General features: G+C 36.8%; 17 protein-coding genes and 2 pseudogenes. 17 read left to right on the forward strand and 2 right to left on the reverse strand.

Features of this window, described 5'->3' with window-relative positions:
• Positions 1 to 187: pseudogene (locus A194_RS17700) on the forward strand (DNA polymerase III subunit delta); the annotation flags it as partial.
• A gap of 73 nt (positions 188 to 260) precedes the next feature.
• On the opposite strand, the gene rpsT reads toward A194_RS17700, so the two are convergent.
• Entirely contained in the window at positions 261 to 527 is a 267-nt protein-coding gene (gene rpsT, locus A194_RS0106950) for a 30S ribosomal protein S20 (protein ID WP_017186133.1), read from the reverse strand.
• 172 nt (positions 528 to 699) lie between these two features.
• Between rpsT and gpr the strand changes: the two genes are divergently transcribed.
• The 13 genes from gpr to deoC all read left to right on the forward strand — a co-directional run bounded on the left by gpr (position 700) and on the right by deoC (position 15,264).
• Positions 700 to 1,794 (forward strand): GPR endopeptidase, encoded by a 1,095-nt coding sequence (gene gpr, locus A194_RS0106955; RefSeq protein ID WP_017186134.1) that lies wholly within the window; start codon positions 700 to 702, stop codon positions 1,792 to 1,794.
• A 68-nt stretch (positions 1,795 to 1,862) separates the two neighbouring features.
• Positions 1,863 to 2,987: a stage II sporulation protein P gene (gene spoIIP, locus A194_RS17705; protein ID WP_017186135.1), complete on the forward strand. Its 1,125-nt coding sequence runs from the start codon at positions 1,863 to 1,865 to the stop codon at positions 2,985 to 2,987.
• A 17-nt stretch (positions 2,988 to 3,004) separates the two neighbouring features.
• Positions 3,005 to 3,292 carry a hypothetical protein gene (locus A194_RS0106965; protein WP_017186136.1) on the forward strand — a complete coding sequence of 96 codons (288 nt, stop codon included), beginning with the start codon at positions 3,005 to 3,007 and terminating at the stop codon, positions 3,290 to 3,292.
• A gap of 95 nt (positions 3,293 to 3,387) precedes the next feature.
• Positions 3,388 to 5,205: a translation elongation factor 4 gene (lepA, locus tag A194_RS0106970; RefSeq protein WP_017186137.1), complete on the forward strand. Its 1,818-nt coding sequence runs from the start codon at positions 3,388 to 3,390 to the stop codon at positions 5,203 to 5,205.
• 76 nt (positions 5,206 to 5,281) lie between these two features.
• A complete protein-coding gene (hemW, locus tag A194_RS0106975) occupies positions 5,282 to 6,460 on the forward strand; it encodes a radical SAM family heme chaperone HemW (protein ID WP_017186138.1) in 1,179 nt (392 codons plus the stop codon).
• A gap of 63 nt (positions 6,461 to 6,523) precedes the next feature.
• Entirely contained in the window at positions 6,524 to 7,552 is a 1,029-nt protein-coding gene (gene hrcA, locus A194_RS0106980) for a heat-inducible transcriptional repressor HrcA (RefSeq protein ID WP_017186139.1), read from the forward strand.
• Positions 7,553 to 7,713: 161 nt separating this feature from the next.
• On the forward strand, positions 7,714 to 8,304 hold the full coding sequence (gene grpE, locus A194_RS0106985; RefSeq protein WP_017186140.1) for a nucleotide exchange factor GrpE: 591 nt from the start codon (positions 7,714 to 7,716) through the stop codon (positions 8,302 to 8,304).
• 27 nt (positions 8,305 to 8,331) lie between these two features.
• Positions 8,332 to 10,164 (forward strand): molecular chaperone DnaK, encoded by a 1,833-nt coding sequence (gene dnaK, locus A194_RS0106990; RefSeq protein ID WP_017186141.1) that lies wholly within the window; start codon positions 8,332 to 8,334, stop codon positions 10,162 to 10,164.
• 174 nt (positions 10,165 to 10,338) lie between these two features.
• A complete protein-coding gene (gene dnaJ / locus A194_RS0106995) occupies positions 10,339 to 11,457 on the forward strand; it encodes a molecular chaperone DnaJ (protein WP_017186142.1) in 1,119 nt (372 codons plus the stop codon).
• Between the two features lie 23 nt (positions 11,458 to 11,480).
• Positions 11,481 to 12,422, forward strand: coding sequence for a 50S ribosomal protein L11 methyltransferase (gene prmA, locus A194_RS0107000; RefSeq protein ID WP_017186143.1), 942 nt, complete (start codon positions 11,481 to 11,483; stop codon positions 12,420 to 12,422).
• A gap of 12 nt (positions 12,423 to 12,434) precedes the next feature.
• A complete protein-coding gene (locus tag A194_RS0107005; protein ID WP_017186144.1) occupies positions 12,435 to 13,202 on the forward strand; it encodes a 16S rRNA (uracil(1498)-N(3))-methyltransferase in 768 nt (255 codons plus the stop codon).
• Positions 13,203 to 13,206: 4 nt separating this feature from the next.
• Entirely contained in the window at positions 13,207 to 14,553 is a 1,347-nt protein-coding gene (gene mtaB / locus A194_RS0107010; RefSeq protein WP_017186145.1) for a tRNA (N(6)-L-threonylcarbamoyladenosine(37)-C(2))-methylthiotransferase MtaB, read from the forward strand.
• Positions 14,554 to 14,592: 39 nt separating this feature from the next.
• Positions 14,593 to 15,264, forward strand: coding sequence for a deoxyribose-phosphate aldolase (gene deoC, locus A194_RS0107015; RefSeq protein WP_017186146.1), 672 nt, complete (start codon positions 14,593 to 14,595; stop codon positions 15,262 to 15,264).
• Between the two features lie 25 nt (positions 15,265 to 15,289).
• Here deoC and A194_RS17710 read toward each other — a convergent pair whose 3' ends face one another.
• Positions 15,290 to 16,267, reverse strand: coding sequence for a Na/Pi symporter (locus A194_RS17710; protein WP_017186147.1), 978 nt, complete (start codon positions 16,265 to 16,267; stop codon positions 15,290 to 15,292).
• 142 nt (positions 16,268 to 16,409) lie between these two features.
• Between A194_RS17710 and rpsU the strand changes: the two genes are divergently transcribed.
• From rpsU to A194_RS0107035, 3 genes and pseudogenes are all read left to right on the forward strand, one after another.
• Positions 16,410 to 16,586, forward strand: coding sequence for a 30S ribosomal protein S21 (gene rpsU / locus A194_RS0107025; protein WP_017186148.1), 177 nt, complete (start codon positions 16,410 to 16,412; stop codon positions 16,584 to 16,586).
• 18 nt (positions 16,587 to 16,604) lie between these two features.
• Positions 16,605 to 17,048, forward strand: coding sequence for a GatB/YqeY domain-containing protein (locus tag A194_RS0107030; RefSeq protein WP_017186149.1), 444 nt, complete (start codon positions 16,605 to 16,607; stop codon positions 17,046 to 17,048).
• A 160-nt stretch (positions 17,049 to 17,208) separates the two neighbouring features.
• Positions 17,209 to 17,872 (forward strand): annotated as a pseudogene (locus A194_RS0107035) (NfeD family protein); the annotation flags it as partial.

Raw genomic sequence — 17,872 nt, forward strand, 5'->3', positions numbered from 1 at the left:
TCCTTATGCTGTGAAAATGGCTTCTAAACGAGAGCGATTTTTCTCAGAAAATGCATTGAAGCAAATTATGATCGAAGGTTCTAACACTGATGAGAAGTTAAAAACAGGCCAAATGGACAAGTGGTTAGCATTAGAAATGTATTTAAAAGTGATCTCAGCTCAATTAAACACGGCTTCAACGAGGTAATTTTATAAAAAAAGGCTGTTCCCATAAGTCAATTACATGACTTTGTTGGGACAGCCTTTTTCATTGAATAAAATTAGTTAGCAATTTTGTTAACTTTAGCTGCTAAGCTACTCTTCTTACGGTCACCGTTATTTTTATGAAGAATGCCACGTTGAACAGCTTTGTCGATTTTGCTTTCTGCTGTTTTTAGAAGATCTTGAGCAGAAGAAACATCGTTTTGCTTAACTGCTGTTTCAACACTCTTAACAGCACTACGCATGTCTGAACGTACGATTTGGTTACGTTCACGCTTATCTTGGTTTACACGAATACGTTTTACCGCTTGTGGGTTATTTGCCATTTCCTTTCACCTCCTGATGAATCTGTCCTTTTCAATAGTTCGTTTCTATCTTGGACAAAAGTCATTTTATCAAAGCACTGACTAGTTTTCAATAGTTTGGTGTCAAGAAGCCTCACTTGTCGTTTAAATTATGACATATTGGAAACGCTATTTTTAGATAGGAGGTATGAAAATGACAGAAAAATTTGTTGGACCACGTACTGACTTAGCGGTAGAAGCAAGGGAAATGTTTATAGAAAGAAACCCTGATAAAAAAGAAGAACTAGATGGCATTATAATAAAGGAATACCAAGAAGAAGATGTTAAGTTGACGAGAGTGAAAATTGATGAAGAAGGTAGTGAACGTGTTGGTAAAAGTGCTGGGCACTACATTACCATCGAGTCACAAAAATTAAGAAATCTCGATTATAAGTTCGAAAAGAAAATGGCCACGATTTTAGGTGCGGAAATTGAAAGGTTAATTAAGATGCATGATATTCACCCTGATGCGAGTTGTTTAGTTGTCGGGTTAGGCAATGATTATGTAACACCTGATGCGTTAGGTCCACAAGCTTTGAAAAAAGCGTATATTACTCAACATTTATTCAAGCTACAACCGGAAACAGTAGAAAAAGGATTTAGACCTGTATCAGCTTTCACACCTGGCGTTATGGGACTTACAGGAATTGAAACGAGTGATTTAATTTTTGGTGCAGTTAAAGAAACAAACCCTGATTTTATTATCGTCATTGATGCTTTAGCAGCTAGATCTGTTGATCGCGTTAATACGACTGTTCAATTATCAGACACAGGAATTCATCCAGGTTCTGGTGTAGGTAATGATCGTAAAGAAGTTAGTGAAAAAACGTTAGAAGTACCTGTTTTCTCTATTGGTATCCCGACAGTAGTCGATGCCGTTACGATAACAGCCGATACGATTGATTATATTTTAAAACACTTTGGTAGAGAAATGCGAGATGGTGATCAAGCGAGTAAAGCGCTAACGCCTGCTGGTATGACATTTGGTGAACGGGTCGAACTGACAGATGCAGATTTACCAGATGAGGAATCAAAAGAAAAATACTTAGGTGTCGTCGGGTCACTTTCAGAAGATGAAAAAAGACAGCTCATTCGTGAAGTATTAAGTCCAATAGGTCATAATTTGATGGTAACGCCTAAAGAAGTTGATGATGTGATAGATCATATGAGTAAACTTGTTGCTTCTGGCGTTAACCAAGGTTTACATTCCCATATTAAACAAGAAAATGCACGAGATTTTATAACTTAATTGGTTCTACCTTTTCAACTTACTGAATAAAGTTTTAATAGAACTTTAATAGAAGGGTTGAGAAGGTCATGAAAAAACTGAATTTTAACCGAACCAAAGTTAGCCAAATAAAACGAAACCCATACGTCATGTTTATTATTTTATTTCTATGTGTATGGATGTTAATTCCTTTATTCTCCAAGAACTTCTCAGAGGCACCATCAAACATTCTTCAAGGTTGGATGAATGAAATCGATGGTGCTTCTTTTTCATATTTAATGACAGTCGACCAACCTATTATGTCAGGGGTATTAGATCAACAAGAAGAACCGATTACATTCTCAAGTGTCATCTTTCCAGCAATTACGGATCTACCTTATCAAGATTTAAGAATGTTATTTGGCCATGAATTGCCGAATTTTCCTGGTCAAGATAGCACAATTGTCATTGCCGGAAGTGGGACAAATTACTTTACAACATCTATTGAGTCAGAACCACCTGAGTATATTTTTGAGTCAGAGGATGAAGTTGATACTACAGAAGAACGTGAGGTAGACGATTACGAAAATCAATCAGTCTTTATTTATAATGCCCATAACCGAGAAGGGTTCCTCCCTTATATGGAGGAAGGAACAAGTGCACATGAAGCCTTTAATCATACAGATAACGTTGTTGATCTAAGTTTGAACTTGCAAACGATGTTAAATGAATATGGTATCGAATCTCACGTCGATCAAACAGACCATTATCAAGTTCTTCAGCAAGAAGATCTCCCTTATGGAGAATCTTACAATGTAGCAAGAAATGTGTTGAAAGAGACGATGGAAGAAAATGATGACATTGAGTATTTCATAGATATTCATAGAGATGGACAACCACATCATATTACAACTACAACAATAGATGGTGAATCTGTAGCTAAGTTAATGTTTGTAGTTGGTGGAGATCAAGAAGATTATGAAGCGAATTTAGAGTTTGCTGCTGAGCTTCATCAAATGCTTGAAGAGCATTACCCGACGTTAAGCAGAGGTGTTCAAGTAAGTCAAGGCTCAGGTACAAATGGTGTCTTTAACCAAGATTTATCCGACAACAAGATATTACTTGAAGTAGGTGGAGTTGATAATAACTTTGATGAGTTAAATCGCAGTCTTGAAATGTTTGCAGAAGTATTTGCAGATTTTTATCAAAATAAACAAAGTCAAGAGTCTGAATAAGAAAGGAGTTCGAACTTATGAGGTTAATCGGGTGGGCAGTTGTTATATTTATCATTTTTCAGTTGGGTGTAGAATTTGGCCAAACAGATGATCAAGTTGCAGTTATTCAACAAGAAGAACAATTGGAAGAGCAAGAAACAGATTCCTTCTCAGAAAGGCATGAGCGGATTATTCAAGACCAAGAAGTTAGTGAGAGCCAAACGAGTCTATACTCGGTTGCTTCACTAATTGAAACTTATGTAAAAAATATCTTTACCTTTCTATTTCATATCTTCCATAGGTTAGCGGCGACCTTTGGTTTATGATAGATATTTAATAAATCGATGTAACTATAATTGAATAAAGCGCTCGGTATTGCTATAATCGAGCTAGCGAATGGACGTGACAGGAGTGGTGAATTTTGACTAATCAAAGACAAAAAAACATTCGAAATTTCTCGATTATAGCTCATATCGACCATGGAAAGTCGACTTTAGCGGATCGAATACTAGAAAAAACGAAAGCATTAACAGACCGAGAAATGAAAGATCAGTACTTAGATGCGATGGATTTAGAACGTGAACGTGGAATTACTATTAAACTAAATTCTGTGCAGCTTGAGTACGAAGCAAGTGATGGGGAAGATTATATCTTTCATTTAATTGATACCCCAGGCCACGTCGACTTTACATATGAAGTATCGCGTAGCTTAGCTGCTTGTGAAGGTGCGATTTTAGTCGTAGACGCTGCTCAGGGAATTGAAGCTCAAACACTAGCGAACGTCTATTTAGCGCTTGATAATGATTTAGAAATTATTCCAGTAATTAATAAGATTGATCTACCAAGTGCTGATGTGGATCGAGTTAAACAAGAAATCGAAGACGTCATTGGTATTGATGGTGATGAAGCCATTTTAGCGTCAGCTAAAGATGGTAAAGGGATTGATGAAATTATGGAACGTATCGTCACAGACATCCCAGCACCTGATGGTAAAGAAGAAGACCCGACGAAAGCGTTGATCTTTGATTCATTGTATGACTCTTACCGTGGTGTCATAGCTTATACGTGTATTAAAGAAGGTTCTCTTAAAATTGGCGATAAAATTAAGCTGATGCAAACAGATAAAGAGTTTGAAATTAATGAGTTGGGCGTCTTTACACCTAACCCAGTAAAAAAGAAAGAGCTGTCCGTTGGTGATGTTGGCTTTTTAACAGCATCTATTAAAAATGTTAAAGATACTCGTGTCGGTGATACAATTACGTTAGCTAAAAATCCAGCCGATGAACCATTACCAGGTTATCGTCGCCTAAATCCTATGGTTTATTGTGGACTATTCCCTGTGAGTGCTGATGATTATAACGATTTACGTGATGCGTTAGAACGTCTTGAATTAAATGATTCTTCTTTACAATATGAAGCTGAAACATCTCAAGCTTTAGGGTTTGGTTTCCGTTGTGGATTTTTAGGATTATTACACATGGAAATTATTCAAGAGCGTATTGAACGTGAATTTGATATTCAATTAATTACGACAGCACCAAGTGTAATTTATGAAGTAGAGATGAGTGATGGGGAAGTAATTGAAATTGAAAATCCATCGCTTATGCCAGAAACTCAGCAAATAAAAGAAGTCCGCGAACCATTTGTAACAGCATCTGTTATGGTTCCAAACGATTATGTCGGAGCTGTTATGGAAATCTGTCAGAAAAAGCGTGGCGAGTATTCTGACATGCAGTATATGGATGAAAATCGTGTAAACATTGTATATGATATTCCATTATCAGAGATTGTATATGACTTCTTTGATCGTTTGAAATCACAAACTAAAGGGTATGCATCCTTTGACTATGAGCTTAGTGGTTATAAACCTTCTGACTTAGTTAAAATGGATATTCTATTAAATGGTGAAACGATTGATGCGTTATCATTTATTGTGCACCGAGACTTTGCTTATCATAGAGGAAAGCAAATAGCAGAAAAACTAAAGAAATTAATTCCAAGACAGCAGTTTGAAGTACCTGTTCAAGCAGCGATTGGAAATAAAATTATCGCTCGTACGACTATTAAGGCTATGCGTAAAAACGTTCTATCGAAATGTTACGGTGGTGACATTTCTCGTAAACGTAAGTTGTTAGAGAAGCAAAAAGAAGGTAAGCAACGTATGAAGATGGTAGGAAAAGTTGAAGTGCCGCAAGAAGCCTTTATGTCAGTATTAGAGATGGATGATGACCAAAATTAATTTAAAAAGGGCCGGCCGATTAAGGTCTGCCCTTTTATCTGTTTAAAAGAATGATTTTAGTGAGAGAAGGGATTATATGAGTGTACAAGCTGTTTATATACACATCCCATTTTGTCATGAAATATGTCATTACTGTGATTTTGCGAAGATGTATTATCATGAAGGGATTGCTGATTCGTACTTGGACTCTTTAAATAAAGAAATAAGTATGTATATAAAAGAAGAACCTGTTTCGGTTAGGACGATCTATATCGGTGGAGGGACGCCAACTAGTTTGAACGAGAATCAACTAGAGAAGCTATTCCGAACCATTTGGAACTATTTTAACATTGAAGAAGTTGAAGAATTCACTATTGAAGCAAACCCAGGGGAGTTTCATGAAGGTCATGTGAAGTTGATGGCTCAATACGGAATTAATCGTGTTTCATTAGGAGTCCAAGTTTTAGATAATGATTACTTAAAAGAAATGAATCGAATTCATACCGTAGATGATGTCGAACGCTCGGTAAAACTGTTACAACAGTACGGTTTAACTAACATTAGTATGGACTTTATTTATGCCTTACCGAGTCAAACGTTGGAACATTTTGAAACAACGCTGAAGAAAGCTTTATCTTTTGATTTACCACACTATTCTTCATATGCACTACAAATTGAACCTAAAACCGTTTTTTATATGCGATATCAGAAAGGTAAACTATCAAAACCGCCAGAAGAAGTTGAAGCACAAATGTTTCATTCTTTAGCTAACCTTATGGAAGAACAAGGGTTGCAGCATTATGAAATAAGTAATTTTTCAAAGCCAGGTTATGAGAGTAAACACAATTTATCATATTGGGATAATGTACCATATTATGCTTTTGGTGCAGGTGCACATGGGTACTTAAATGGCGAGCGTTATGTCAATTTAAGGCCAGTCAATCATTATGAAGATCAAATTAAACAAGGTATAAAACCTGTATTACATTCAGAGAAAGTCACATTAAAAGAACAAGTAGAAGAAGAGATGTTTTTAGGATTACGTAGGAAGTCTGGTGTGTCGGATTATCATTTTAAAGAACGATATGATTTTTCTTTCTTTGATCTTTATCAAAATGAGATTGATTATTTAGTTAATAAAGGGTGGATCGTACAGAAAGGAGATACGATTTCAATGACTCGTGACGGTATGTTGTTCGGTAATGATGTTTTTGCCTCATTTCTTATAAGTGATGATGTTTGGGATAAGAAGTTTCCAATTGACAGTCATTCATGATTTTGATAATTTATAAATAGAATTAGCACTCGTTGAAGGTGAGTGCTAACAGGGGTGATGCATATGCTTACAGAACGTCAAGCATTGATTTTAAAAGTTATTATTGATGAATTTATTGAGACAGCACAGCCAATTGGTTCGCGAAACATTGCGAAAAGAGAAGATGTTGCATTCAGCCCAGCTACCATTCGCAATGAAATGGCCGATTTGGAGGATGAAGGTTTTCTATCGAAGACACATAGTTCATCAGGTCGTATTCCATCAGAAAAAGGATATCGCTTTTATGTTGATCATATGATGTCGCCACTACAGTTATCAAGTGATGAAGTGCGTCTAGTTCAATCTCAATTTGATGATCGAATGATTGAGATGGAAAAAGTGATGCAAAACTCTGCTCATATCTTATCAGAACTAACTCAGTATACAACGTTAGTACTTGGGCCAGAGGTGTATGAAACAAAGCTTAAGCAATTGCAAATTGTTCCCATTAACAAACAGTCAGCTATTGCGATCTTAGTAACGGATACAGGTCATGTGGAACACCGCTCTTTTGCTGTTCCATCAGAAATTGATCACTCCGATTTAGAAAAGGTTGTCAATATATTAAATGAGAAGTTAGTTGGTGTACCAATTGTTTATTTAGATCGAATGATTGAAAGTGAAGTTATAGACTTAATTAATCGATATACTTCTAACTTCCAAAAATCTTATGACTTAATTCAGAAAGCTTTGTTTAACCATCAAACGACTAGTTTATATGTCAGTGGAAAATCGAACATTTTAATGCAACCAGAATTCAATGATATTGAAAAGGCACGCTCTTTATTTAATGTGATGGAGAGCGAAGACCAAATCGCCCCGATCTTAAAAACTAACCAAGAAGGATTGAAAATCTCAATCGGTCATGAAAATGAAATGGAAGTGATGAACAATTGTACACTCATCACAGCGACCTATACTTTAGGCGAAAACCAAATAGGTACCATTGCATTACTTGGGCCAACACGAATGGAATATGCTAAAGCTGTGTCATTGTTAGATTTATGGTCTAATCATATGAGCCAATCACTTTATAGATGGTTTAATGATTAAAAATGAGGGAACAATGTTTCTAGGTTTGTGAACCTTTGCTAATGACTTGGCGAATTTCTACAAATTTGCCAAGTTTATTTAGCGTCAGGGTTTTGTTTTAACAATTTAAATGATATATTTAACAATTGGTGAAAGAAACGTATGAGTAGGGGGTGACAGTAATGAATGAACAAAACAAAGGTCATGAAGATTTAACAGAAGAAGTAGTAAATGACGAATATACGGAGCAAGAGTCAGACTCTGTTAATGATGAGGCGGTCGAGCAACATTCAGATGAGGTTGAAGGCGAAGAAGCTGAACAACTTTCTGAAATTGAAGAGATCAAGCAAGAGAAAGAAGCTTTGCAAGATAAGTTAGCAAGACTTCAAGCAGATTTCGATAACTTCCGCCGTCGTACAAAGAAAGAGAAAGAAGCTGACTTAAAGTATAAATCTCAAGACATTGCAAACGACTTAATTCCCGTTCTCGATAACTTTGAACGTGCTTTTCAAGTAGAAGTTAATGATGAAAGCACGAATTCATTTGCTGAAGGAATGGAAATGGTATATAACCAATTTAAGCAAGCATTAGAGGAACATGGAATTGAGGAAGTTGAAGCAGAAGGTGTTCAGTTTGATCCACAAATGCACCAAGCTGTCATGCAAGTTAGTGAAGAAGGAATCGAATCTAACCAAGTTATTGAAGTATTACAAAAAGGCTATCAACTAAAAGATCGCGTTATTAGACCAGCTATGGTAAAAGTAAACGAATAAGAAGGATATAAAAGGAGGAGCTTACTTATGAGTAAAATCATTGGTATTGACTTAGGTACAACAAACTCATGTGTAGCAGTAATGGAGGGTGGCGAATCAAAAGTAATTCCTAACCCTGAAGGGAATCGTACAACACCATCAGTTGTAGCATTTAAAAATGGCGAACGCCAGGTTGGTGAAGTGGCTAAACGCCAAGCAATCACAAACCCTAATACAATTCAATCAGTCAAACGTCATATGGGTACAGACTATAAGGTTGAAATTGAAGGTAAAGAGTACACACCTCAAGAAGTTTCAGCTATTATTTTACAACATATTAAATCATATGCAGAAGATTACCTAGGCGAAGAAGTATCAAAAGCTGTTATTACAGTTCCAGCTTACTTCAACGACTCAGAGCGTCAAGCAACTAAAGATGCTGGTAAAATTGCAGGTTTAGAAGTTGAACGTATCATTAACGAACCAACTGCAGCTGCTTTAGCATATGGTATTGATCAAGACCAAGATCAAACAGTACTAGTATATGACCTTGGTGGCGGTACATTTGACGTATCCATTTTAGACATTGGTGAAGGAACATTTGAAGTCGTTGCGACTGCAGGTGACAATAAACTTGGTGGTGATGACTTTGACCAAGTGATTATTGATCATATGGTTGCAGAATTCAAAAAAGAAAATGGAATTGACCTATCACAAGATAAAATGGCTTTACAGCGTCTAAAAGAAGCAGCTGAAAAAGCTAAAAAAGACTTATCAGGTGTAGCTCAAACACAAATTTCTCTACCATTCATTACAGCTGGAGATGCAGGTCCACTTCACTTAGAAATGAACTTAACTCGTGCTAAGTTTGAAGAAGTAGCTTCTGAACTAGTAGAGCGTACAATGGGGCCTACTCGTCGAGCTCTTAAAGATGCTGGCATGTCACCATCTGAAATTGATCAAGCAATTCTAGTAGGTGGTTCAACACGTATTCCAGCAGTACAAGAAGCGATCCAAAAAGAAATTGGAAAAGAACCTTCAAAAGGTGTGAACCCTGATGAAGTAGTAGCTCTAGGTGCTGCGATTCAAGGTGGAGTACTACAAGGTGATGTTAAAGACGTTGTACTTCTAGACGTAACACCACTATCATTAGGTATTGAAACTATGGGTGGCGTTTCTACGAAATTAATCGAACGAAATACAACGATCCCAACTAGTCAATCACAAGTATTCTCTACAGCAGCTGATAACCAGCCATCTGTTGATATTCACGTATTACAAGGTGAACGTGAAATGGCAGCGGACAACAAAACGCTAGGCCGTTTCCAGTTAACAGACATTCCACCAGCACCACGTGGAGTACCACAAATCGAAGTTAAGTTCGACATTGACGCAAACGGTATCGTAAACGTAAGTGCAAAAGACTTAGGTACTAATAAAGAACAATCAATCACAATTAAGTCTTCTTCGGGTCTATCAGAAGAAGAAGTAGAAGAAATGGTTAAGCAAGCTGAAGAAAATGCCGAAGAGGATAAGAAGCGTCGTGAAGAAGTAGAACTTCGCAACGAAGCTGACCAATTAATCTTCACAACAGATAAGACAATTGGTGACCTTGGTGAAGCTGTCACTGAAGAAGAAAAGCAAAAAGCTGAAACAGCTAAAGAAGAGCTTCAAACCGCATTAGAAGGTGAAGACCTAGATGCAATTAAAGAAAAGAAAGAAGCTTTAGAGCAAGAAGTTCAAAACTTATCAGTTAAAATGTATGAGCAAGCTCAACAACAAGCTCAGCAAGAACAAGAAGGCGGCGAAGGCCAGTCAGAAGATGACAACGTTGTAGATGCTGAGTATGAAGAAGTTAACGAAGACGAGCAGAAGAAGTAAGCCTGATTAAACTGTTTTAAAGTTCAAAGTCAAAGTCAAGAATATCTCACCCTTGGCTTTGGCTTTCTTTATGAGTTCTGTAACGGGTTTTACTATATGTGGATAATTGCAGTTAATATAATAAAAATGTTATGATAAACTTTATGTGAGAAGATACGGGAGTGTGGTCTTCAATTGAGTAAACAAGATTATTATGAGGTACTAGGTGTTTCAAAAGATGCCTCAAAAGATGAAATTAAAAAAGCTTATAGAAAATTAGCAAGACAGTATCACCCAGACGTTAGTGAAGAAGAAAACGCGGCTGATAAATTTAAAGAGGTTAAAGAAGCTTACGAAACGCTAAGCAGTGATCAAAAGCGTCAACAGTATGATCGGTTTGGTCACGCAGGGGCACAGCAAGGCCATGGATTTGGTGGTGGAGCTGAAGGCTTCGGCGACTTTGGTGATATTTTTGATATGTTCTTCGGTGGGGGAGGGCGTAGAGATCCTAACGCACCAAGACAAGGTCAAGACCTTCAATATACTATGGAAATTGATTTTGAAGAAGCAATATTTGGTAAGGAAACGACTATCCAGATTCCAAAAGAAGAATCATGTGAAACGTGCGATGGGTCTGGTGCGAAACCTGGATCCAACGTAACGACTTGCTCACATTGTAATGGTGCGGGTCAAATGAATGTTGAACAAAATACACCGTTCGGACGTGTAGTTAATAGAAGAGTTTGTAACCATTGTTCAGGAACAGGGCAATTCGTTGAAGATAAATGTTCTACATGTGGTGGAGCAGGAAATGTGAAACGACGCAAAAAGATCGACATTCGAATTCCTGGCGGCATAGAAGATGGCCAGCAAATTAGAGTTTCTGGTCAAGGTGGTCCAGGTGAGAATGGAGGTCCTCCAGGGGATCTATTTGTCGTTGTACGTGTTAAACGACATGAGTTCTTTGAACGTGATGGAGACGATATTTTGTGTGAAATTCCAATTACCTTTACACAAGCTGCTTTAGGTGATGAACTTGAGGTTCCAACTGTACACGGACGTGTTAAATTGAAAATACCAGCTGGAACACAAACAGGTACACACTTTAGGTTGAAAGGTAAAGGTGCACCAAATGTTCATGGTTACGGTCAAGGTGATCAGCATATTTTAGTTAAAGTGATGGTTCCTAAAAACTTAAGTGATAAACAAAAAGAATTATTGAGAGAATTCCATGAACAAAGTGGTGAAGACTCTTTAGATGAACAACAAGATAATTTATTTAAACGATTTAAACGTGCATTTAAAGGTGAATAATATATTGAAGTGAGTGATGGTACGTGAAATGGTCTGAAATAAAAATTCATACGGCTACTGAAGCAGTAGAACCGGTGTCGAATATTTTACATGAGTCAGGTGCTAGTGGTGTCGTTATAGAAGATCGCCAAGATTTATTTCAAGAGCGTTCAACATTGTATGGAACAATATATGACTTAGATCCAAGTAGTTACCCAGAAGAAGGGGTATATATAAAAGCTTATTTACCAGTTAATAGTTTTTTAGGTGAAACTGTTGAAGAAATAAAAGAAGCTATTAATAATTTAGTGACATTCGATATTGATATTGGAAAAAATAATGTTACTATTTCAGAAGTTAATGAAGAAGAGTGGGCGACAGCTTGGAAAAAGTACTATAAACCTGTGAAAATCTCTGAAAAAATTACAATTATACCAACATGGGAAGATTATGAGCCAGTTAATAGTGACGAGATTATTATTGAATTAGACCCAGGTATGGCTTTTGGAACGGGTACACATCCTACAACTGTACTTAGCCTACAGGCGTTAGAGCGTTATGTAACAAGTGGTGATCGAGTGATCGATGTTGGCTCAGGTTCAGGTGTTCTGTCTATTGCATCAGCGTTACTTGGTGCTAGCGGTATTCGGGCATATGACTTAGATGAGGTTGCAGTTAAAAGTACTACAATTAACGTAAAGTTAAACAAAGTACAAGAGCTTGTAACTTCTGAACAAAACGACCTGTTAGTCGGGATTACAGAACAAGCAGATGTGATTGTTTCAAATATATTAGCTGAGATTATCGTACAAACTACTGATGAAGCTTATAATTTAGTGAAGCCTGGCGGTTATTTTATTACTTCGGGAATCATTAAAGGCAAAAAAGGGTTAGTCAAAAGTGATTTAGAAGACAAAGGTTTTAACATACTAGAAGTAAACCAAATGGAAGATTGGATTTCGATCATCGCACAGAAGCCTGAGTAATGAGGGATTAACATGCAACGGTATTTTATATCGGAAGACCTATGGAACTTAGATGACAATGTAGTTTTAATTTCTGGTGAAGATTTTCATCACATTGTTAATGTTATGAGAGAAAAAACAGGCAGTCACTTTATTTGTTGTCACCCTTCTGAACAAAGTTATCTCGTAGAAATTGCAGAGATTAATACTGATAAACAAATCGTTCATTGTCGCATAATTGAGCAACTTGATGAAAATACAGAACTACCTGTTTATGTAACATTAGCTCAAGGCTTGCCTAAAGGTGATAAGCTAGACCTCGTTGTTCAAAAGGCAACTGAGCTAGGTGTAAGAGAGTTTGTTCCGTTAAAGATGGATCGTTCTATTGTAAAATGGGATGAAAAAAAAGCGAAAAAGAAATTGCAAAGACTTGAAAAAATTGCAAAAGAAGCTAGTGAACAATCTCATAGGCAATCTGTACCAACTATTGCTAATCTAGAAACGGTCCAATCACTTCTCAATCGAGAAACTTTTGATAAAATATTAATTGCTAGTGAATATGAAGCCAAAGGAGAAAATCAAGGTACTGAGTCTCTTTCTGAACTGCTAAAAGGAATTGAAAGTAATGATCGTATACTTGTCATTATTGGTCCAGAAGGTGGTATTTCAGAAGCAGAATTGCAAAACTCTATATTAAAACAAGCTGTCCCAATTCGTTTAGGTCCGAGAATTTTACGAACGGAAACAGCTCCTTTATACGTTTTGTCGGTTTTATCCTTTTATTTAGAAGAATGGAGGTGAAAGTGTGACGACAGTTGCATTTCATACTTTAGGTTGTAAAGTAAACCATTATGAAACAGAAGCGATTTGGCATTTCTTTAAAGAACATGATTATGAACGAGTTGATTTTAATCAAAGCTCAGACGTCTATGTTATCAATACATGTACCGTAACGAATACAGGTGATAAAAAAAGCCGCCAAGTTATCCGTCGTGCGATTAGAAAGAACCCTGACGCCGTCATTTGTGTAACAGGTTGTTATGCCCAAACTTCTCCTGATGAAATTATGGAGATCCCTGGTGTTGATATTGTTGTAGGTACACAAGATCGTCGTAAAATGCTTGAGTACATAGAGCAATATAAAAAGGAAAGAGAACCTATTAATGGTGTTAGTAACATTATGAAAACACGTTCATTTGAGGAAATGGACGTTCCATCATTCACTGACCGTACGAGAGCATCACTTAAAATTCAAGAAGGCTGTAATAACTTCTGTACGTTTTGTATAATTCCGTGGGCAAGAGGGCTGATGCGCTCTAGACCACCTGAAGATGTCGTCAATCAAGCACAACAACTTGTTGACGCTGGTTACAAAGAAATAGTTTTAACAGGAATTCATACAGGCGGTTATGGTGAAGATTTAAAAGACTATAACTTAGCAGCATTACTTCGTGATTTAGATGAAAAGGTAGTAGGTTTAAAACGTATTAGAATCTCATCTATTGAAGCTAGTCAAATTACAGATGAAGTAATAGAAGTATTAGATCAGTCTGATAAAATCGTTAGACACTTGCATATTCCAATGCAGGCAGGATCAGATACTGTATTAAAGAGAATGCGTCGTAAATATACGATGGAGTTTTACCATAGTCGTATTGAAAAAGTAAAACAAGCGTTACCAGGCCTAGCAATTACTTCAGATGTCATTGTAGGTTTCCCAGGAGAAACTGAAGAAGAGTTTATGGAAACGTACCGTTCTGTGCAAGAAATTGGCTTCTCAGAACTACACGTATTCCCTTACTCGATGAGAACAGGCACACCTGCAGCACGTATGAAAGACCAAATTGATGATGAAACGAAAAATGATCGTGTCCATCGATTAATTGAACTTTCAGACCAACAAGCGAAAGAATATGCATCACTTTATGAAGGTGAAGTGTTAGAAGTCATCCCTGAAGAACCGTATAAAAAAGATCCTAATAGTGGTCTTTATGAAGGCTACTCAGACAATTATTTGAAAGTCGTATTCGAGTGTCCACCAGAATTAGTAGGTCAAATTATAAGAGTTAAAATTACTAAACCAGGCTATCCTTATAATGAAGGACAGTTTGTTCGTGCCATGACAGAAGAATCAAGTCATCAAGTGGTTTAGTATATTTTATTAATTGGCTTAACATAAGGAGAGATAACAATGGGACAAAATTTAGCTAGCATGATTGACCACACACAACTAAAACCAGAGACTCAAACTGAAAAGATTAATCACATTTGTCAGGAAGCAATAGAAAATAGTTTTGCTTCAGTATGTGTTAATCCAACATGGGTTGCTCACTGCTATGAATTATTAAAAGAATCTGATGTTAAAGTATGTACAGTGATCGGTTTTCCATTAGGAGCTACAACTCCAGAAGCGAAAGCTTTTGAAACGAAGCAAGCAATCGAAAATGGTGCAACAGAAATCGATATGGTAATTAACATCGGTTCATTAAAAGATGGCCAATATGAAGAAGTTGAAAGAGACATTAAAGCCGTTGTAACGGAAGCTGAAAACAAAGCACTTGTGAAAGTGATTATTGAAACATCATTACTAACTCAAGATGAAAAAGTGAAAGCATGTGAAATTGCGAAAAAAGCAGGTGCTGATTTTGTTAAAACTTCAACAGGCTTCTCAGGTGGCGGTGCAACAGTAGAAGATATTCATTTAATGCGTTTAACTGTTGGCCCTGAGATGGGTGTTAAAGCTTCAGGAGGAGTAAAGGGCCTTGATGATGCAAATGCTATGATCGACGCAGGTGCAACACGAATTGGTGCTTCTTCTGGAGTGCAAATTGTGAATGGTGAAACTTCAACATCTGATTACTAAAGTGTATTAATTAAGGCTGTTCCAATTAGTCAACTCGACTTTTAGGAACAGCTTTTTTTTGGGTTCTTAAATCACTTTTATCTTTGTGAATGAACGTTATAAATTTACAAAACGGCGATAAAAGAAGTAAGAAGATAACACCTGTTACGACATTATATAAAATCGAAATAAAGACAATTTGTTGTTCAGGATTTGACGTTAACCACGTGGTAAGTTGTATTAACGGGTCTCTAAAGATAGCTGGTAATGCGATAATAGCACCTAATACATTAATCCATATGTGTGCATAAGCTGTAATCTTTGCATAGAAAGGTTGACTGATTGACACGATTAAAATTGTAATACAAGTCCCTATATTTATTCCCAATAGTAAATAGTAAATATGAGAAAGTGGAATTAACCCATCCGTTGAAAAACTCATTAAAATTCCAGTAACAGTGGTTGAAGATTGTATAACCGTTGTTAACATAAATCCTAACAGCATGAGGTGAAACGTTGATTCTTGCTCAACACCAATTAATTGTTCGATCTGTTGTGTTGGAATAACACTAGCTAAATTTTCTAATCCATATAATGCAGTAAAAATTATACCTAAACCGAAAGATATAACACCACCTGAAAACCACAAGTAGTGTTGCAAAGGGATAAAAATTAAAAGTACACCAACGATTAGACAGAACCACATAAGGTCCAAATTGTTCCATACAAACAATTGAACGGTAAAGGTTGTCCCTATGTTAGCTCCAATTAAATAACATATCGCGAATTTTAAAGATCTTCTCATCGATGCCATAAACGTGATGAGAAGCGCAATTGAAGCAGAACTACTTTGAAGTAAAGCTGTAATCAATAAACCTGCTAACAAGCCATTTAAAGGAGAAAGTTTAGGTGTGAATTGCTTGATATGTGTGTATGTTAAAGTTTGAAATCCAATTCGCATTAAAACGATCCCAAATATAAATATTGCAATGAAGACAAAAATCAATAAAGTAAGTGAATACATAATGAACACCTCAATTCATCATATGTTATTCTGGACAAGTCATGCGTAAAACATTGACCAATTGGCAAATGTTTAATATAATAAGCAAAGATGTGCAATAGCACATTTGATTTATGCGTTTTATTTGGAGGGAGGGTAGAGCATGTCAAATTCAACTCGCGTTAGAAAGAATGAGTCTATTGAGGATGCTCTTCGACGCTTTAGACGTTCGGTTTCAAAGAGCGGCACGCTATCAGAGTATCGTAAGCGTGAATTTTATGAAAAGCCGAGCGAACGTCGTAAGAAGAAGTCAGAAGCTGCAAGAAAGCGTAAAAAGTAAAAAGAGGTGTAGTTTTTAATGTCTTTGCTTGATCGTTTGAACGAAGATATGAAACAAGCTATGAGAAAAAAGGAAAAAGATAAGCTTACAGTCATTCGTGCGATTAAATCTTCATTGCAAAATGAAGCTATTAGTAAGAACGAAGAGCTCACTGAAGATGATGAGCTACAAGTTCTAACTCGTGAAGTTAAGCAAAGAAAAGACTCCCTCCAAGAGTTCAAGGATGCTAGTCGTGAAGATTTAGTTGAGAAAACGGAGCGGGAATTAGCTCTTATTGAAACATATTTACCTAAGCAGTTATCAGACGAGGAGTTGCATCAAATTATTGAAAAAACAATTCAAGAAGTTGGTGCTACGTCAAAACAACAAATGGGGAAAGTGATGAGTGCTGTTATGCCAAAAGTTAAAGGTAAAGCAGACGGCTCAAAAGTAAACCAATTTGTTTTGAAACAATTGCAATAAGGTAGAGAAAGATAGGTGCTTTGCATTTCAATGTTCACATCGTATATACGTATTCATATACAGATGTCGTTGGTTTGCTTAGCACTTATTTTTTGGTTATATTTAATGTAAGAATAGTATAACTATTCAAGGTGAAGGGAGGTTACAAAAGGTGAAAAGAATGGTCTATCTTGTTGTGATCTTTGCTTTGTCATTTATATGGTTAAATCAACAACCAATTGAAGCCGAGAATGACCCATCAGCTCCTCTCGTTTATATCGTCCCTGTAGAAGAAGAGGTTGAACGAGGATTAGCAGCATTTATGGATCGAAGTATTCAGGAAGCGGAAGAAAACTTTGCTGATCATATTATATTTGAAGTCGATACTCCAGGTGGTAGAGTTGATTCAGCGAACGAAATAGCAGGGCTATTATCAGCAGTCAATGTTCCAACAACTGCCTATGTAAAAAGTCAAGCTTTATCAGCAGGTTCATACATATCACTGATGGCGGATGACATTTATATGAATACGAACGGAACCATTGGGGCATCAGGTGTTGTCACTGGAGATGGGTCAGCAGCCGATTCAAAAGCACAATCAGCTTGGGTATCTGCAATGGTAGCGGCGGCTGAAAGAAATGATCGCGACCCTTTATATGCTAGAGCGATGGCAGATGACACCATTGACCTTAGCGAATACAATGCTGGTCCTGGTGAGTTTTTAACTTTGTCGCCCAACCGAGCTTATGAGGTCGGTTATGCTGAAGGTGTCGTTAATAGTAGAGATGAAGTGTTGGAGCACCTTGGATATGAAAATGCACATGTAGTAGAGACACAACCTACAC

Origin of the sequence: Alkalibacillus haloalkaliphilus C5, assembly GCF_000269905.1 — a bacterium.
GTDB classification, from domain to species: Bacteria; Bacillota; Bacilli; order Bacillales; family Alkalibacillaceae; genus Alkalibacillus; species Alkalibacillus haloalkaliphilus_A.